Raw genomic sequence first — 18,978 nt, forward strand, 5'->3', positions numbered from 1 at the left:
CTTAACTATAAAATGTTCGCTTTACTCAACGGTACGCTATGGCAGTTGATAGCATGACCGGCACCTGGGCTCATAGCTTTCCTTCTCGCCCAATAAAACGCGGTTATCATCGGGCACAAGCCGGTAAGAATATAGCGCCGGGTTACCGCATTTAACACAAACCGCATGAACCTTGGTAACAGATTCGGCCATGGCCATAATTGCAGGCATAGGGCCAAACGGTTTGCCTTTATAGTCCATATCAAGACCGGCTACAATAACCCTAACACCACGATTTGCTAAAGTATTACAAACGTTGGGCAATTCTTCATCAAAAAACTGAGCTTCATCAATGCCTACTACCTGTACATTGCTGCCTAGTAATAAGATGGATGAGGAGTTTTCGACAGGCGAGCAAGGAATACTGGTTTGATTATGCGATACCACCTCTGCTTCGGCATAACGGGTATCAGTGTTTGGCTTAAATATTTCTACATGTAAACGGGCAATCTGGGCACGACGTAGCCGGCGTATCAACTCCTCGGTTTTACCCGAAAACATTGATCCGCATACCACTTCAATACTCCCGCCATGCTCACTTTTCCTTCTAAAAACATCTTCACTAAACAACATTCCAAATCTTTTACAGCGGGCTAATATCAGAATTATATCTTACTTTTGATTAGCTACATTTTCAACACATCCGTACATGAAACAACAGGAAATATTAAAAAAGATAGGCAATATCCTTAAAGAGCTGAACGAGCAATATGAATACTTACAAGCCCAGGAAGCTCATATAAATGATCTTGAACTTGAACTTTTTGCGGCTAATGCCAAGTTCCTGACAGACCATAACGAGATATTAAGAAAAATCAACGCCCAGTATCTTAATGTTATCCCTGCCCTGCCAGAACATCAGGAGCCAGCGCAGCTTAATTTTGACAACAATATGCCTCAAGAAGCTGCTTCGTCCGTTACCGAAACGAATATTTTACCTCCGCTTTTTGAAGATGCCGTAACCTACCAGGATGATAATGCAGATGATCAACCGCATCAAGATGAGGTTGAAATTGAAACCTTACATCATGAGCATAATGCCAATGAATCCACAACTCATGAGGTGGAAAGCGAACCGTTTTATTTTATGAACGATGACAAAGCAGTGAGTGACAAGCAGCCCGAGGAATATGCAGATAATGCCTCAGTTGAGCAACCAATTATATTACCTGCCTCAACCGAACATAACGATGAACATAATATAGCTATTGAACCGGCTTATGAGCATAACGAATTTAGCTTTGTGCGTAATCAACCACAGGTAAGCGAAGAACCGCACGCATTTGAATTGCAGAGCAGTTACTCAACTGAAGAAACAACGGCACCACCTCATGTTGACCTCACTGCGGTCGATGATGAAACGCATGCAGAGAAAGCCAGAGAAGAACAACGTATACCTGAAACTTATGAATCGATACTAGAAAAATACGGTCAGCCTTTAAGTTCGCAGCCGGTTGAATCGGCGTCGACTAATGTTGATTCAAATTATCAATCTCCGGAAGAATTTAATCACGCTGAACAGCCTGAAGCCTCCAGTCACCAAACTTCAAAGTTTGAAGAGGAAACAGCCAATACCTTTGCCGAGCGTGAGGTGACTGTACCTATTGCAGAAGAAAAAGCATCAGTGTTGCAGGACAATACCCAACAGCATACTGAGGAACCGAAAACGTTCCATACTCAAACACCTGCTGCAAACCACAGAGAACCGGAAGCACAACCGCTATCACTACATGAGCGCCTTGCAGCACAGCTTCGTGGCGAGTCGGTAAGTAACGCTTCCACTCAGCCGCAGCCGGCACAGCAGCAATCCGCTGTAACCGACGTAAAATCGGCCATTAATCTTAATGATCGTATGCTGTTTGTAAAAGAATTATTCAACGGCTACGGAATGGCATACAATGAAGCCATTGAAATACTAAACCGTTGCAAAAATTTTGAAGAAGCTGATAAATTCCTAAAGATGAATTACGTGACCAAAAATCACTGGACGGAAAAACCATCAACGGTAGATAAATTCTACGCGGTATTACGCAGAAGATTTCCACAATAATAAAAGCCGCCTGATTACAATCAGGCGGCTTTTTTGCTTACTGCATAGTTATAATTATATCTCCATCCTAATGCGGGCGGTCTTATAACTGCTATATGATTTAAATATTCAGAGTTGCAATTAGACCGAAACACTATGGTAAAGCAAATTCTGATCGCAATGTCATTTACAAAAATTTTAAACAAAAACCCTACTACTTCTATATACTTTATATATATTTGAAGTTATAATGAAAGCCACCAACATTTTTACCACTTGCTGTATTTGCATTTGCTGCTGTAACACAGCAACGTAAGAAGGCTTTTATAGAACCGTTTTTTTAAGTGATTAATCTATACAAAGCCTCTTCCGGTAATAACTGAAAGAGGCTTTTTTGAATACTGTTAAACATGCAAAGTTTCAGGACTGAACTGGAGAACCCGGTAGTTGAAAAGGATATTATTGACCTTGAGAAAAAGATCAGGGCTTTTCGTGAAGGCAAAATTCATGACGAAAAGTTCAGGAGTCTGCGCCTGGCGCGTGGCGTATATGGTCAGCGTCAACCCGGCGTACAAATGGTGCGCATTAAGCTACCGTTTGGCAAGGTTACTTTTAAGCAACTGCTGCGCATTGCCGATATTGCCGACGAGTATGGCAGCGGCAATCTGCACTTAACCACCCGCCAGGACATACAAATACACTACGTTAGTTTAGACCGTACGCCCGAGCTTTGGGCAAAACTGGAACAGGATGACATTACCCTGCGCGAAGCCTGCGGTAACACCGTACGTAATGTAACCGCCTCTCCTACCTCAGGTATTGACCCGCAAGAGCCGTTCGACGTATCGCCTTATGCGCATGCCGTGTTTGAATACTTCTTACGTAACCCTATCTGTCAGGAAATGGGTCGTAAGTTCAAAATCTCATTTTCATCAAGCGAGGCCGATACCGGTTTTAGTTATATACACGATTTAGGTTTTATTCCTAAACTTCAAGGCGAAGAGCGTGGCTTTAAGGTAATGCTAGGAGGCGGTTTAGGTGCGCAACCTTCATTAGCACATTTAGTAAAAGAATTTTTGCCCGAGGATGAATTGATTCCTTATACTGAATCAGTCATTCGCGTGTTTGACCGTTATGGCGAACGCAATAACCGTAACAAGGCGCGTTTAAAATTCCTGGTTGGTAAAATTGGTATTGATGAAATTGTACGCTTAGCCGAACTTGAAAAAATCGCCAATAAAGTAAAAACCTTTAAGGTAAACCTCGATGCTGTACCTCAACCGGAGGCACCGGAAGCAGTTAACACCATAGAAGTAACCATTGAAAACACTTTAAAATACGAGCAATGGCTAGCTACAAACGTATTTGAGCAAAAGCAAACCGGCTTTTACGGCGTATTTGTGAAAGTACCCGTTGGGGATATTCATACACCTGAAGCCCGTAAACTTGTTGACGGCATACGCGGCCTGGTAGCTGATGAAATAAGAGTTACCCAAAACCAGGGCTTATTATTAAAGTACGCACGTAAAGAATCGTTACCGGCATTGTTCAACGCCTTAAATGCGTTGCAACTGGCCGAACCAGGTTTTGACAGCGTGGCTGATGTAACTACTTGCCCCGGTACTGACACGTGTAACTTAGGCATATCAAACAGCATGACGCTTTCAAAAGTATTGGAAGACGTTATTTACAACGAATACGAAGACCTGATTTATAACCGCGACATTAAGATAAAAATTAGCGGCTGTATGAACTCATGCGGTCAACATGGTTTGGCACACATTGGTTTCCACGGAAGCTCACTAAAAGCTGATAAACGCGTGCTACCATCGGTACAGGTGCTATTGGGCGGCGGTACAGTTGGTGATGGTATTGGCCGTGCAGCCGATAAAGTAATTAAGGTTCCTGCTAAACGGGCCACACACGTATTGCGTTCGGTTTTGAATGATTACAAGGCCAATGCAGTTAGCGAAGAGACTTTCCATAATTATTACGATGCCAAAGGCAAGGATTACTTCTACCAGTTACTTAAACCACTGGCCGATTTGAATACCCTTACCGAAGAAGAATTTGTAGACTGGGGCCACGAAGAAACCTTTGCCACTGCCATTGGTGTGGGCGAGTGTGCCGGCGTAATGGTTGACCTGGTTGCAACACTATTGTTTGAGGCCGAAGAAAAATTGGGCTGGGGCAAAGAGGCTTTTGCGGAGAGCCGGTGGGCCGATGCCATTTACCATAGCTACAACACTTTATTAAGTTCGGCTAAGGCCCTTTTGCTAGATAAAGGTGTTAACTGCAGCACCCAGGCAACTGTAATAAAAGAGTTTGATGCACACTTTGTTGATACCGGTTTGGTAATACTGCCCGTGTCATTTAACGATCTGGTGTTGCAAATTAATCAAAATGAACCTTCAGAAGCATTTGCTTCAGCTTACCAACAAAGCGCCGAAGAATTTTTAAACGAGATGAAAGCGAACAGAGAGGCGCTAAAATTATCATGATCATAACCACTCAAAATAAAACAGCTGTAAAAGAACCGAAAATCACCTTGGTAGGTGCCGGTCCCGGTGACGCCGATTTGATTACTATTAAAGGTATGAAGGCCCTACAAACTGCGGACGTGGTGTTGTACGATGCTTTGGCAAACGAAGAGTTGCTAAGCTTTGCTCCTGAAACAGCGCATAAGGTTTACGTAGGCAAACGCTCAGGCGACCACAGCTACTCACAGGATGCCGTAAATAAACTAATGATCGATTATGCCATTAATTACGGCCATGTAGTACGCTTAAAAGGCGGCGACCCTTTCGTATTTGGCCGTGGTTATGAAGAGTTGGACTTCGCCGCTTCTTACAGTATTCCTACCGTTGTTATTCCCGGTATATCAAGTTCAATTGGCGTACCCGGCTTACAGCAAATACCGGTAACCCACCGCGGCTTAAGCGAGAGCTTTTGGGTGGTTACCGCAACAACCGCCAGTCAGGAAATTTCAAACGATTTATATGATGCAGCCCGTAGTAAAGCTACTGTAGTAATATTGATGGGTTTACATAAGCTGGCCGAAATTGCCGAGATTTTTAAGGCAGAAGGAAAGCACCGTTTACCGGTAGCGCTTATACAAAGCGGTTCAACCAAGAACGAGAAAGTGGTAATTGGCGTTGTTGATACCATTGTTGAACTGGCTCAGGAAAACAAAGTTAAAGCCCCGGCTATGATGGTGTTTGGTAATGTAGTATCGTTACATCCAAAGTTTTCTCCTATCCGTGAATTTTATGAGCTCGTTGCCCAGGAATAACGATATAGCCCCTTTGGAAGCGCAAGAAACCGGACAAGGCAACCAGCTTTTTCCTGTTTTTTTAAAGCTTAACCATTTGCACACGGTGCTTATTGGCGCAGGCAATGTAGGTTTAGAAAAACTTACGGCTTTGCTTAATAACAGTCCGTTGGCAAAGGTGACCATTGTGGCTCAAACCGTATTGCCCGAAGTAATTGATTTTGTATCAAAATATCAACAGGTAACCATCAACCAAAAAAGCTTTGAGGCTGATGATTTGAATGAAGCGCAGGTGGTAGTTGCCGCTACTGCAGATAACATTCTGAACGAGCGTATCCGCCGGGCTGCACACGACCGTAAACTACTCGTAAACGTAGCCGATAAGCCTGAGCTATGCGACTTCTACCTAGGTTCTATTGTTAAAAAAGGTGATTTAAAAGTGGCTATCTCTACCAACGGCAAATCGCCCACGGTAGCTAAGCGTTTAAAAGAAGTTTTGAACGAGGCCCTACCTGCTGAGCTGGATACAACGCTACAGCAAATGAGTGCCCTGCGTAACACGCTGAGTGGCGATTTTGCCAGCAAAGTAATAGCGCTCAATAAAGCTACAGCCTCGCTGGTTGAACCTAAGCCTGTTAAAAAGAAAAATTTCAAATGGCTCATTTGGCTTACCATCGTGGTATCGCTGGGTATTGCGGTTACTGCCCTTTGGTTTAACGAGCCTGCATTTCAATCTTATGTAGCCGGCATCGACCATATATTTTACTACTTCCTGGCAGCAGGCTTTGTATTTGCCATGGTTGATGGTGCCATTGGTATGTCGTACGGGGTTACATCAACAGCATTCTCATTGTCTATGGGTATTACGCCTGCATCGGCAAGTATGGCGGTGCACTTATCAGAGATTATGAGTAACGGCATTGCCGGTTGGATGCATTACCGCATGGGTAACGTAAACTGGAAATTATTCAAATTGCTCATCATTCCTGGCATATTAGGAGCTTTAACCGGTGCTTATTTAGTGTCGTCGTTAGAGCATTACAGTATGTATACCAAGCCTCTGGTATCAGTATACACACTAATATTAGGTTCGGTAATTCTATCCAAAGCATTCAAGGCCGGTAAACGTAAAGCAGGCGATAAAAAAATCAAACGTATATCGTTACTGGGTTTAGGCGGCGGTTTTATTGACGCTGTTGGTGGTGGCGGCTGGGGATCTATCGTGCTTTCATCGTTGATTGCCGGTGGCCGTCATCCGCGTTTTTCATTAGGCACCGTTAAGCTTACAAGGTTTTTTATTGCCATGATAGGCTCGCTCACCTTCTTAATTATGCTTAACAGTGCTCCATGGAGTGCTATTGCCGGTTTAATAATTGGCAGTGCTTTGGCAGCGCCAATCGCAGCCCGAATATCAAACCGGATATCGGTAAAGGTAATTATGGTGGCCGTGGGCATTATTGTTATATTGGTAAGCCTTAGAAGTATTTATGGCTTCGCTTCAAAAGTTTTGTAAATGAACAGCATCGTTCAACATATAAAAGAACATACATTGGGTTTGTCGCCAGTTGAGGCGCTGGCCTGGCTGGCTGATGTCTTTCCGGGTCAGGTGGTGTTTTCAACCAGTTTTGGTTGGGAAGATCAGGTAATTAGTCACATGATATTTGCCAATAACCTGCCCATTAAAGTCTTTACACTTGAGACCGGCCGCCTGTTTCCCGAAACGTATTACGTATGGAATCGTACGATGGAAATGTACGAAAAACCCATTCATGCTTATTACCCGCAGCATGAGGCACTCGAGCAAATGGTGAATACCAAAGGCCCGAGTAGCTTCTATGAATCGGTTGAAAACCGTAAGGAATGTTGTGGAATACGTAAGATTGAGCCGTTGAGACGTGCGCTTGCTGGCAACCAATGCTGGATAACCGGCATACGTGCCGAACAATCGGCCAACCGCCTCGACATGCACAATGTAGAATGGGACGAAGGCAACCAACTAACCAAGTTCCACCCTATTTTCGATTGGACTTTGGATGAGGTAAAAACCTATATTAAAAATAATAACATACCGTATAATACACTGCACGACCGTGGCTTCCCAAGCATTGGCTGTGCCCCCTGCACCCGCGCCGTACAACCTGGCGAGGATTTTAGGGCTGGCCGCTGGTGGTGGGAAGATCAATCGAAAAAAGAATGCGGATTGCATGCAGTGAGTAAATAATTTTCGTGAATAAACATGAGTAAGCATAACCTGGATTACCTGGACGAACTGGAAGCAGAAGCCATACATATTTTGCGCGAGGTAGCCGGTCAGTTCGAAAAACCTGCCCTGTTGTTTTCGGGTGGTAAAGATTCAATTACCCTGGTGCGTTTGGCCGAAAAGGCTTTTCGGCCGGGTAAATTTCCGTTTCCGCTGGTACATATTGATACCGGCCACAACTTCCCTGAAACTATTCAATACCGCGATGAGATGGTTGCCCGCTTAGGTGAAAAGCTCATCATCGGTCATGTTCAGGATTCTATTGATCAGGGTAAGGCTATTGAGCAAAAAGGCAAAAACGCCAGTCGTAACGCCTTGCAAACCGTTACCCTGTTAGATACCATTGCCCAGCACCAGTTTGATGCCTGTATAGGTGGTGCCCGCCGCGATGAGGAAAAAGCCCGTGCCAAAGAACGAATATTTTCGGTACGTGATGAATTTGGCCAGTGGGACCCAAAACGTCAGCGCCCGGAGCTTTGGAACATCTACAATGGCAAAATACATAAAGGTGAGAACGTGCGCGTGTTCCCTATAAGTAACTGGACCGAACTTGACGTGTGGAACTATATCCGCCGCGAAAACATAGCCCTGCCGAGCATCTATTTTGCCCATGAGCGCGATTGCATTACCCGCAACGGCCAGCTAATGGCTGCCGCCGAGTTCCTGAATATGGATGAGGAAGACGTGATTACCCGCCGCAACGTGCGTTTCCGTACCGTGGGCGATATGACTTGTACTGCCGCTGTTGAATCGGATGCTTACCTGATTGACGACATCATTGACGAAATCAGCGCTTCCAAAATAAGCGAACGTGGTGCCCGGATGGACGACAAGGTGTCGGAAGCGGCTATGGAAGACCGCAAGAAGGGTGGATATTTTTAAACCCCACCCCGGCCCTCCCCTGAAGGGGAGGGAGAAAAAACAAAAGAATAAATACAACTCATTTAGAGTAATGGAGATATTAAAATTTATAACCGCAGGTAGTGTTGATGATGGTAAGAGTACCCTCATTGGTCGCCTGTTATATGATACCGATGCTATTTTGGCCGACCAGTTGGAAGCCCTGCACCGTTCAAACCGTAAAAACGACGACGGCAGCATTGACCTTGCCATTTTAACCGATGGCCTTAAAGCCGAGCGCGAACAGGGCATTACGATTGATGTGGCTTACAAATACTTTCAAACGGAAAAACGTAAGTTTATCATAGCTGATGCCCCTGGTCATATTCAGTATACCCGTAATATGGTTACCGGCGCATCTAACGCTAACCTGGCAATTATTTTGATTGATGCGCGTAAGGGTGTGGTGGAGCAAACCAACCGCCACTCTTTCCTGGTATCATTACTGGCATTGCCACAAGTAGTGGTTTGCATAAACAAAATGGATATGGTTGACTATGATGAGGCTACCTTTAACCAAATTGTTGATCAGTATAAAGTGCTTGCCGCTAAGCTTAACCTGCAAAATGTAACCTACATTCCGGTGAGTGCTCTAAAGGGCGATAACATTGTTAACCAATCGGCCAACATGACCTGGTATGATGGTAAAAACTTGTTGGAGCACCTCGAAACTGCCGAAATACCAGTGGATGACAGCGCGGCGCATGCCCGTTTCCCCGTACAGTGGGTGGTTAGACCCCAAACCGAAGAACTGCACGATTACCGTGGCTATGCCGGCCGTATATCGAGCGGTGCATTCAAAGTGAACGACCAGGTTACCGTATTGCCATCGGGCTTTAGCTCTACCATTACCAAAATTGAATTACTGGACAAGGAGTTTAACGAAGCCTTTGCAGGGCAATCAGTTACCATACATTTACAAGACGAGATAGACATTAGCCGTGGAGATGTTTTAGTGAACAGTTTAGCCAAACCGGAGGTATCTCAATTAATTGAAGCCGACCTATGCTGGATGGACACCCGTGTGCTGGATACGTCGCTTACTTACCTTATTCAGCATAACAGTAAGGTTACCCGCTGCCGTATACAGGAGGTATTGTACAAGTTCAATATTAATACCTTAGATAAGGTGTACGAGGAAGAATTTAAATTGAACGATATAGGCCGTATCATTATCAAAACGGCCGATCCGCTGGCTTTTGACGTTTATCAAAACAATAAAGCAAACGGCGGGGCCATCATTATTGATAGCCGCACCAATGTTACCGTAGGCGCTCTTATGCTCCGCGCTGCGGTTGAGTAAGTCAATCCGTTGTTCTTTATAAAATGTTTAACAGTAGTAGGAAAAGCAGGTCGGGTTGATCTGCTTTTTTTTGTTAAGCGTAATCTATTCTTTGATAAATTTATGGTACTAACTTATTTTTCTCGCAAAAAAAATGCAGGCGAATTGTTCGCCTGCATTTTTTTGACTTTGATTTCTCTAACGCTAGTTTGAGTAACCAGGATTTTGCCCGAATTCAGCTCCGTTTTGCAAGGCGTTTAGCTCTGTCAATGGTACCGGACGTAAACGGTGATAATTTTCAACCGTAGTTATATCTCTGTTTCGATTTTTGATATAGCTGGCAAAATTATCTTCGTTTAATATGCGTTTCAAATCGTACCATCTCAGGTGTTCTCCGCAAAGTTCCCTGGCACGTTCATCAAGAATGAGGTTTAGCCTTCCGGTAGTTGCATCGCCAACCTGCGCAGCTGTTAACTTCATTGCCTCTGAATAATTTACAGGAGTTTTAATAGCTGCACGCACACGCAATACATTCAGTTTATCGGCAGCTGCAGCAAAATTATTTAAACCAACCTCCGCCTCGGCCGATATCAAATACATCTCAGCTAAACGTATAACCATAATGTCATTAAAGCCGGCACGGGTATCGGGTGACGTGCGTGTGTAATCCAGGAACTTTTTCATTGGCACGAAATCGGTAAGCGATTTTATTGTACCATCGCTGGTATTATACAAATCATTCCTATCATAAATCACCCAAGGCTTGGTAGCCTTGTCGGGCACTACCTGTTTTGTAATTTGTAAGGCCAGGCTTGTATTTGGCACCAATTGAGTTCCTGCTATGGTAGTGCTTTTACCAAATGAAGCAGCTGATGCGGTTGTCCAGGTGTAGGATGTATTTGCATTCCAGGTTTCTTGAAACGATGCGGCATAGCGTCCGTCCATTTGCTCATTAAATAAATCCAAAAGATGCAGGGTGGGCTGCAAACGTTTTTCATTATCAAAGCCGTACTGAATACTGCGTATAAGCCCCGGCCTGCCGCTGTAAGTAGTTAGATACCAGCCATGCAAACGATTTCCGTTTCCATCATAGTTAAGGTTAACGGTAGTTGAATTACTGATAATGTATAACGCTTCTTTGCGTACTACATCAGTTTTATTATTCGCTGGATTCCATAAATCGGCTGGTGACGTTGCCAGCGCGGTATTGAGTTCCGAGGCACGTGTTATTACATCGTTAGCGGTGTTACGTGCCATTGTAAGGTACTCGGTACGCTCGGCACTGCCTGCGGGAGCATAGTAAGCTCTCGACAGGTAAGCCCTAGCCAACATGCCCAAAGCAGATTTTTTTGATGCACGACTATACTCCTGCCCCCAGTCAATAGGTAAATTGTCAGCAGCAAATTTCAGATCGCTTAAAATAAGATCATAAAATGCGCTAACGGAACTGCGGCTTGCTGTAAGCTGTAAGTCGGTAGTTTCGGTTGTGCGTAACACTATGCCACCAAATTGCTCAACTATATGCCAGTAATAAAACGCACGTAAAAAACGCAGTTCAGCCAAGCGGCGGTTCTTTTCGTCAACATTAGGAAAGCCAGCATTATCAATACGGTTAATTCCCGCATTGCATATATTTATAGCTCTGTAAAATAACCTGAATATTGAAGTTGTTGGATTACCAGGGTTTGAACCGTTTAAAGAAGTGTATCGGGTAATTTGCCCTGCGTAAGTAGATTTGTTTGCTGTAAACCATAAATCTGTTCCGCTTTCGGCCAATAGCGCGCCGTCCTCTTTACCATAATAGGCACGCTGCTCCTGGTAGGCGCCGTTTACATTTGTAAGAAAACCTTGTGGAGTAGTCCATGCTGCCTCGGCAGTAGCACCGGATGGGTTGTATTCTTCGAGCCTGTTATTACACGAAAGCATTGCTGCTGTTAGCATGCAATAACCGGCTACCTTATATATCTTGTTTTTCATGGTAATTATTTTAAAAATCAACATTAACACCAAACACTAACTGGCGGCTCAACGGTGATGACTCCGCTCCGCCTCTTTCAGGATCGTAGTCTCTTAACAGTTTATTTTTGGTGAACGTGAACATGTTTGATGCGGTAGCATACGCCCTTAGCGTACCTATCTTAATTCTATCAGTCAGGCTTTTTGGAAATGTATAACCTAAAGAAACGTTTTTGATTTTCAGGAAAGAACCATCTATAAATAACAATGACTGGTAGTTATTATTATAAAGATTAGATAGGTTGCCGCGTCCAGGTTTAGGGAAATCGTTGGTTGGATTAGTTGGCGTCCAGTAATCAAAATTGTCCGGTCCGTTTTGTGCTCCTGACGGATCATAACGTCCCAAAAACTCTCCATACACTGTTTGTCCGTAACGTGCAACCATAAACACATTCAAATCAAAGTTTTTGTAGGTAAATGTGTTTTGAAAGCCGCCAAACCATCTTGGCTGTGCATGTCCAATTACAGTGCGATCATTTGTGGCATCAATCACACCATCATTATTTAAATCCTGCACTTTAATGTCACCAGGCTGGTATTGAGTACCAGTTGTGCTACCAAAGCGGGTCCCGGTTTCGCCTAGCTGCCAAATACCTGTTTTACGATAAGTATAAAATGATTGTACCTGCGAACCTATGAATAATGATTCACGCTCAGGATTAGTAGTACTCAATATATTACGGCCATCAATCAAACCTGTTATCTTTTCAGCATTGTGTGAAAAAGTTGCTGTACTTGACCATTTAAAATCTTTGGTTTGAATATTTACCGTGGTTAATGTGATGTTAATACCTGAATTTTGGGTTGATGCAATATTTTGGTAAATAAACTGCTGACCGGTTGATTGCGGTAATGAACGACGGAAAAGCAAATCTGATGTTTTTGTCAAATACCAGTCTATAGCGGCAGTAACCCGGCTGTTAAATGCAGTTACATCCAGTCCAATATCAATAGTTTTTGATTTTTCCCAACCCAGGTTCGGTGAGACAATATCGCCTCCAAAAGCATAGGCAGGAACACCAACGTTACCAAAACCCATTTGTATAGGCACTAATAAGCTTTGCGTACCATACGGCGGAATAGTTGAGTTACCGCTGATGCCATAGCTTGCACGCAGTTTTAGATTATTTAGCTGGCTAACATTTTTCATAAAGTCTTCGCGGCTTAACACCCAGCCTGCCGATACAGATGGGAAAGAATCCCACTTGTTTCCAGGTGCCAAACGCGATGCACCATCCCAGCGCATGGTAGCTTGTAAAAGGTACTTACCATCATAGCTGTAGTTAAACCTGCCTGCATATGCCAATAGATCAAAACGGGTATAAGGAGCACTTATAGTACGCGTAGTTGGGTCAGTGCCTAGTAAACCGTAAAAAGTTTGGGCATTAATAGTTTGGTTACGGCCTCTAGCTTCAACTGATTCTCCGTCGCTGTGAATGTAACTTGACAGAACTGTTGCTGTAAAGCCATGCTTCTTAATATCACGAGTGTAAGTCAAAACATTGTCCCAGTTGTAATAACGGGTATTATTATTTTGAATATAAGCTTCAGAATATCTTGGGTTGGCTTGAGTAAGCGATTGTGCATCATTAAATACACCACGGCGACTATTACCTAGTACTGTGCCGAGATTTGAACGGAAGGTTAATCCTTTTATTGGGTTCAACTCTACAAATGCAGTTGCATTTATTTCATTGGCAACCGCTTCGTCAACAGCTGCAAAAGCACGTTCATCAGTTAAAGGACTCAAGAATCCAGTTACTGGATTTCCTGAAGCGTCAGTTAATGGATTAGTTTTAACTGAGCCATCAGCATTAAATGGAACACCAAACGGGAAAGCTGTCAGCGCATTTGAAAGCGGATCGCGACGGGCATTAGTTTTAGTGAAAGCTAACTGACCAACTATACCTGCTTTAATCCAGTTATTAATTTTTTGATCTATATTATACCTGAAATTATAGCGGTTATAATCTTGATTACGTAACTGCCCTTGCTCGTTAAAATAACCCAATGAGAAGAATGCTTTAGTGTTATCATTACCACCCCTCACCGAAACCGTATGGCTTTGCTGCTGGCCATTACGGGTACTTAAATCCATCCAGTTCACAGTTTGACCAGCCTGAATTGCTTGTAATTCTCCCGCGTTTGGAAAAACAGTGGCATCATTAGGTATAGTGCCATCAGGCAAACGGAAAGATTCACGACGCAAATTGATATATGATTCGCCTTGGCGCGGTTGTGGAAACTGAGTCCAGCCGTTAACGCCATAATAACCATTATAAGATACTTTGGCTTTGCCGGAAATACCTTTTTTAGTAGTTACAATAATTACACCGTTGGCACCCTGCGAACCATAAATAGCTGTTGAAGATGCATCTTGCAATACTTCAATACTTTCTATATCATTAGGGTTAATGTTATTAATATTGCCACCGTTTTGAACTCCATCCACAACCAGCAATGGTGCGTTAGGGTTAATTCCGTTTGCTGTATTCAAAGCATTAGGAATAGAGCGGGTACCACGAATTTGAACGTTTACACCAGCACCTGCTGCTCCAGAGCTACGCGTAATATCAACACCCGACGCACGCCCCTGTATGGCTTCAAGCGGGTTATGCGTTGGCGCTCTTACAATGTCTGATGCCTTAACTGAGGCAACAGCACCGGTAAGATCACGACGTTTAATGGTACCAAAACCAACCACTACCACATCTTCAAGCGCATTTTGCTGTACAGCCAGTTTAACGGTCACATCCTGATCGTTTGCGGTAAAGGTTACGGTTTGGTCTGCATAGCCTACGTATTTAACTACAAGCGTAACATTACCAGCCGGAACATTAAGTGAAAACTTGCCGTTAACATCAGTAATTGAGCCAGTAGTTGAACCCTGCAGAGTAACAGCCGCACCTATTAGCGGATCGCTGTTACCGGCGTCCAAAACCCGACCGCTAAACGTGCGCGTTTGAGCTTGAACGCCCATTACTGCAATGAGCAGTAAACACATTAAATAAAGTTTTTTCATAGTAATAAATTTTTCAATGAGCCAAACGAGCCTACATTCTTCACCTATACCCAATACACTCACGCGGTATCAGATACCACATTTGAAAAACAATAAATAAAATATTGATTGTCAGGTTAATCGGGGAGCTGCAAAAACGTTCGGGATTGCTCATCAAAAGTAGGTGTTAGCACCTTTTCTTATTATGAAATTTTCCCTAATGTTTGTAAAATATTATCAATTAAGGTTAAGCATTTTAATTAAAATGTTAGAATTTAATTAGAATAGCAAAATGTGGTTTTAATCTATAGCATAAGATTGTATAAGCTGAAAAAGGCTTTTTTCAATTAACGACAACTATTTAAATCAAGCTTTCATTATGGACAGCAATAAGCATGTGACCTAAAATCCAATTGATAAGTGATTAAATGCTAAATCATATCTTTGCCGATATCACATCGCTAATGGAAAACGACGATATGCGCAAGTTACGCTCGGTAAACGTAACAAGATATGTAACGCCTTTACGCGAAGGCGGCTCCCTCCCGGCCATTGCCGAGGCAGACGATAATTTTTTGTATGTATTAAAATTCCGAGGTGCCGGACAAGGTGTAAAGGCCTTAATCGCCGAGCTTATTGGTGGCGAAATTGCACGCTTACTAGGCTTTAAAATTCCTGAGATAGTGTTTGCAAACCTTGATACAGCTTTTGGCCGTACAGAGCCTGATGAAGAAATTCAAGATTTACTTAAGGCAAGTACCGGCCTTAACCTGGCACTACATTACCTTTCAGGCGCTATTACTTATGATCCGGTTTTAACGCAACTTGATGCTAAACTATGTTCGCAAATTGTGTGGCTTGATTGCTTACTCACCAATGTTGACCGCACCCCACGTAACACCAATATGTTGATGTGGCACAAAGAGCTTTGGCTTATAGATCATGGAGCATCATTATATTTCCATCATTCATGGCATAATTGGGAAGAGCAGGCTAAACGTCCTTTTGCTCAAATTAAAGATCATGTTTTGCTGCAATGGGCTACTCAACTTAATGAGGCAGACCAGGAGTTCAAAACCATATTAACGCCTGAAAGCATAAAAGCCATAACCAACCTCATACCAGATGATTGGCTATCAGATTCATCATCTGATCAATCGCCCTCTGAACGACGTGAAGTTTATTATAAGTTTTTAACTACGCGCCTTGCCGCATCCTCCGTATTTATTAAAGAAGCACAAAATGCCAGAGCAACACTTATTTGAGTATGCGGTTATACGCGTTATGCCAAGGGTGGAGCGCGAAGAGTTTATAAACGTTGGGGTGATATTGTACTGCGCCAAACTAAGATTTTTGCAGTGCCGGTATCATGTAGACATTGAGAGACTTCAATCTTTTTGCAAAATGGTTGATGTTGAAGATGTAGCTGCAAACCTGGGCGCATTTGAAAAAATATGTAATGGTGGAGCTTTTGCTGGAGCTATTGGAAAACTTGATGCTGCATCAAGATTCAGGTGGCTAACAGCAACACGTAGCACTGTAGTTCAGTCCTCCAAAGTTCATCCTGGTTTTTGTACCGATCCGGCGAAAACGTTATTGAGGTTACATGAAAGTTTAGCGTTATAACCAAAAAAATGAAGCTATCGCCAAATTCGCCACTGCAAAAATTGATGGACACCCTACCCCAACAGGGCTTGGTAACCTGGATTGGCGTAAGGCCTCAGCGAGGAGCGCCTCTGCTTTCAGTACAAAATGTGGAGGCAATTACTCTTAAAGGACTTGCAGGCGATCACTTTTCAGGTTCGGAAAAAAGCAAGCGACAAGTTACCCTTATACAACAAGAACATATAGATCTGGTAGCATCGGTAATGCAGTTAGCGCACTTAACGCCGGATATGCTGCGCCGCAACATTGTGGTTGAAGGCATTAACTTGCATTCACTTAAAGACCGGCACTTTTGGGTTGGAAATGTATTGCTGGAGTATACTGGCGATTGCCACCCATGCTCGCGTATGGAGGACATACTTGGCCCCGGAGGTTACAATGCCATGCGAGGACATGGGGGTATCACAGCCAGGATACTGCAAGGTGGCAACATTGGTGTTAATGATAAGGTGTTTGTCGAGCAATCTTCATAATTCTTAAAAAGAAACCCCGCCTGAAATTAATCAGAACGGGGTTTTACTATGTAAACCAAAAAGTTATTACCAACCCGGATTTTGCTCCGCAGCTTTTTCTGCTGATGTTAGCGGTTGACCATTTTTCTTGATTAAATCAAGGTGAACAGCCTGAGGTATTGGTCTTAATAAATGCTTTGGAGCAACAGGACGTGCTTCGTCATTGAACGCATTTGCGCGAGCGATTAAAGTACGTGTACGAGCTAAATCTTCCCAACGCATTAACTCACCCATTAATTCGCGCGAACGCTCATTCAGTAAGAATGCCATAAACTTATCTGCATCTGAGGCAGCGCCAATACGAGTGTAAAATTCGCGGTTGGAATTTAAAATATCACCTACGCTATTTATATGCATGCTGTTAAGAGTATTTGTAGTAACAGGCGTTGCAATATTGTTTGATTCGTAATAAGTGTTACGATCAGAATAAGAACTTGGTGCAGTAGGGCTAACAGCAGGATTGGTTTTATAAGAAACTCCCCCGTCAACATAAAACGAACGATCTTCGCCATCTTTATAAGCGGCACGGTCACGCACTTTATTAATGTAAGGCAAAGCAGCACCATAGTTGCCCAGGCGTCCATAAGCTTCTGCAGCAATCAAATATGTTTCAGCCAAACGAGCTAAAATACCATCACGTGTACCAAATTGTGATGCCACAGCATTACGCGAGCCATCCATAAATTTCGATAACGCTACGTAACGGCTTGCCTCGTAATTGCCATGATTACCCTGGAAGTTTTCAGCCTGACCTGCAAAGTATCTTACAAACATGTGCGGTGCACGCAATGTAATGTTAGCAGCTGTATAACGGGCATCGCCAGCATTATTAACTATGTAGAGAATTCCTTCCTGGCCTATTGAGAATTTATTTTGACCTGCCTGAGGATGACCTGCAGGCCATTTAGGATAACTGCTGGCACTTGCATTATTGGCAATATATCGCGTTTTAAAGCTTTTCCAAAAACGTGAATCGTTTACACGATCGTATACATCCATTGCGTAATCAGTTGAGCGCAAACGTTGAAATTCACGACCGCCCGCTAAATCACGCACCATACCAGGCAAATTCTGGTATATTGACGGATAGTACAAATGTATTTGATTACCATATCGGCCTTGCGTTGCAGTATTATTTGAGAATTCCGCTGCTAAAATAACTTCTGAAAGTGTTTCATTAGGTCCGTCAGGAGTTGTGAAATTCCATAAATCACTAAAATTATTTGCAAGGCTTTTACCGCTTGTATTAATTACTTCATCACAAAGCTGTATAGCTTTATTCAAGTCTGCTTCTTTAGTGCTTGCATTCCAATCACTATTGATTTCACTTGCTCTAAAAAGATAAGCTTTTGCCAAAAAGTGAGCAGCTGCCCATTTGGTTATTCTGCCCCTTTCGGCTGGAGTTGCAGGCAATAAACTGTAGGCTTGTGTAAAGTCGGCTATTATCTGATCATATACCTGCTGCGCTGTATTACGTGGAAATTCTTCTTCAATAGTTAACGATGTAGTTAGCTTAAGCGGCACACCACCAAATTGTTTAACCAATTTAAAGTAGTCAAAGGCACGCATAAAATAGCCTTCGCCTAAACGCGTATTTTTATTTGCTCCCTCATAATACTGCGGCACATTTTGTATCATAATGTTTGCAGAGTTTATGTTGCCGTACATATTGCTCCAAACGGTTGCAGCATCACCGATGAAACTGTTAAGGTTAGCATCATAAGAGTTCCACATTTGCATGGTGCGGTCGCCCCCAACGGCAAACTCATCGGTGCCATAGTTTGTAGTTGAATAAGCCCATTCATAATTGAAATGGAAACGTAAACTCTGATACATACCAACTGATAACCCGTCTAAACCAAAGGTTGTCTTAAAATCTTCAGTATTTAAAGCTGTTAATTGATTTTCATCTAAAAAGCTTTTTTTGCAGCTTGTAGGCATCACCATAAGTGTGGTGACTGCTGCGGCGCCGTATATTAATTTAGCTAATTTCTTCATGATTT

The 18,978-nt window shown here is 43.1% G+C and carries 14 protein-coding genes; 10 read left to right on the plus strand and 4 right to left on the minus strand.

Going from position 1 to position 18,978, the window contains the following annotated elements; genetic code table 11:
- Nucleotides 1-36: 36 nt before the first annotated feature.
- The gene (locus tag GO816_RS17105; protein ID WP_157543166.1) at nucleotides 37-612 is read right to left on the minus strand and encodes a thymidine kinase; all 576 of its coding nucleotides are present in this window, start codon (nucleotides 610-612) and stop codon (nucleotides 37-39) included.
- Between the two features lie 76 nt (nucleotides 613-688).
- Here GO816_RS17105 and GO816_RS17110 point away from each other — a divergent pair, with 76 nt between their 5' ends.
- The 7 genes from GO816_RS17110 to GO816_RS17140 all read left to right on the plus strand — a co-directional run bounded on the left by GO816_RS17110 (nucleotide 689) and on the right by GO816_RS17140 (nucleotide 9,802).
- Nucleotides 689-2,089, plus strand: coding sequence for a hypothetical protein (locus GO816_RS17110; RefSeq protein ID WP_157543167.1), 1,401 nt, complete (start codon nucleotides 689-691; stop codon nucleotides 2,087-2,089).
- 389 nt (nucleotides 2,090-2,478) lie between these two features.
- Nucleotides 2,479-4,569: a nitrite/sulfite reductase gene (locus GO816_RS17115; RefSeq protein ID WP_157543168.1), complete on the plus strand. Its 2,091-nt coding sequence runs from the start codon at nucleotides 2,479-2,481 to the stop codon at nucleotides 4,567-4,569.
- Nucleotides 4,566-5,360, plus strand: a complete 795-nt coding sequence (gene cobA / locus GO816_RS17120; protein WP_157543169.1) for a uroporphyrinogen-III C-methyltransferase — start codon at nucleotides 4,566-4,568, stop codon at nucleotides 5,358-5,360. Before GO816_RS17115 ends, cobA begins: the two co-directional genes overlap by 4 nt.
- Before the next feature lie 13 nt (nucleotides 5,361-5,373).
- Nucleotides 5,374-6,852 (plus strand): TSUP family transporter, encoded by a 1,479-nt coding sequence (locus tag GO816_RS17125; protein WP_317163663.1) that lies wholly within the window; start codon nucleotides 5,374-5,376, stop codon nucleotides 6,850-6,852.
- Complete coding sequence (locus GO816_RS17130; RefSeq protein ID WP_157543171.1) at nucleotides 6,853-7,560, plus strand: phosphoadenylyl-sulfate reductase; 708 nt, start codon at nucleotides 6,853-6,855, stop codon at nucleotides 7,558-7,560.
- A gap of 15 nt (nucleotides 7,561-7,575) precedes the next feature.
- Nucleotides 7,576-8,481, plus strand: a complete 906-nt coding sequence (gene cysD / locus GO816_RS17135) for a sulfate adenylyltransferase subunit CysD (protein WP_198171554.1) — start codon at nucleotides 7,576-7,578, stop codon at nucleotides 8,479-8,481.
- A gap of 70 nt (nucleotides 8,482-8,551) precedes the next feature.
- A complete protein-coding gene (locus tag GO816_RS17140; RefSeq protein WP_198171555.1) occupies nucleotides 8,552-9,802 on the plus strand; it encodes a sulfate adenylyltransferase subunit 1 in 1,251 nt (416 codons plus the stop codon).
- A gap of 183 nt (nucleotides 9,803-9,985) precedes the next feature.
- On the opposite strand, the gene GO816_RS17145 is transcribed toward GO816_RS17140, so the two are convergent.
- A complete protein-coding gene (locus GO816_RS17145; protein WP_198171556.1) occupies nucleotides 9,986-11,758 on the minus strand; it encodes a RagB/SusD family nutrient uptake outer membrane protein in 1,773 nt (590 codons plus the stop codon).
- A 10-nt stretch (nucleotides 11,759-11,768) separates the two neighbouring features.
- Nucleotides 11,769-14,819: a SusC/RagA family TonB-linked outer membrane protein gene (locus tag GO816_RS17150; RefSeq protein WP_157543173.1), complete on the minus strand. Its 3,051-nt coding sequence runs from the start codon at nucleotides 14,817-14,819 to the stop codon at nucleotides 11,769-11,771.
- Nucleotides 14,820-15,226: 407 nt separating this feature from the next.
- Between GO816_RS17150 and GO816_RS17155 the strand changes: the two genes are divergently transcribed.
- The 3 genes from GO816_RS17155 to GO816_RS17165 are packed head-to-tail and all read left to right on the plus strand — an operon-like array spanning nucleotide 15,227 to nucleotide 16,936.
- Nucleotides 15,227-16,063 carry a HipA family kinase gene (locus tag GO816_RS17155; protein ID WP_232336609.1) on the plus strand — a complete coding sequence of 279 codons (837 nt, stop codon included), beginning with the start codon at nucleotides 15,227-15,229 and terminating at the stop codon, nucleotides 16,061-16,063.
- Entirely contained in the window at nucleotides 16,041-16,424 is a 384-nt protein-coding gene (locus GO816_RS17160; protein WP_157543174.1) for a DUF3037 domain-containing protein, read from the plus strand. The genes GO816_RS17155 and GO816_RS17160 overlap by 23 nt, the downstream gene beginning before the upstream one ends.
- Before the next feature lie 8 nt (nucleotides 16,425-16,432).
- Nucleotides 16,433-16,936, plus strand: a complete 504-nt coding sequence (locus GO816_RS17165) for an MOSC domain-containing protein (protein WP_157543175.1) — start codon at nucleotides 16,433-16,435, stop codon at nucleotides 16,934-16,936.
- Between the two features lie 66 nt (nucleotides 16,937-17,002).
- Here GO816_RS17165 and GO816_RS17170 read toward each other — a convergent pair whose 3' ends face one another.
- Nucleotides 17,003-18,973 carry a RagB/SusD family nutrient uptake outer membrane protein gene (locus GO816_RS17170; RefSeq protein ID WP_157543176.1) on the minus strand — a complete coding sequence of 657 codons (1,971 nt, stop codon included), beginning with the start codon at nucleotides 18,971-18,973 and terminating at the stop codon, nucleotides 17,003-17,005.
- Nucleotides 18,974-18,978 lie beyond the last annotated feature (5 nt).

The sequence above is a fragment of the Mucilaginibacter aquatilis genome, from assembly GCF_009755275.1.
Classification (GTDB): domain Bacteria; phylum Bacteroidota; class Bacteroidia; order Sphingobacteriales; family Sphingobacteriaceae; genus Mucilaginibacter; species Mucilaginibacter aquatilis.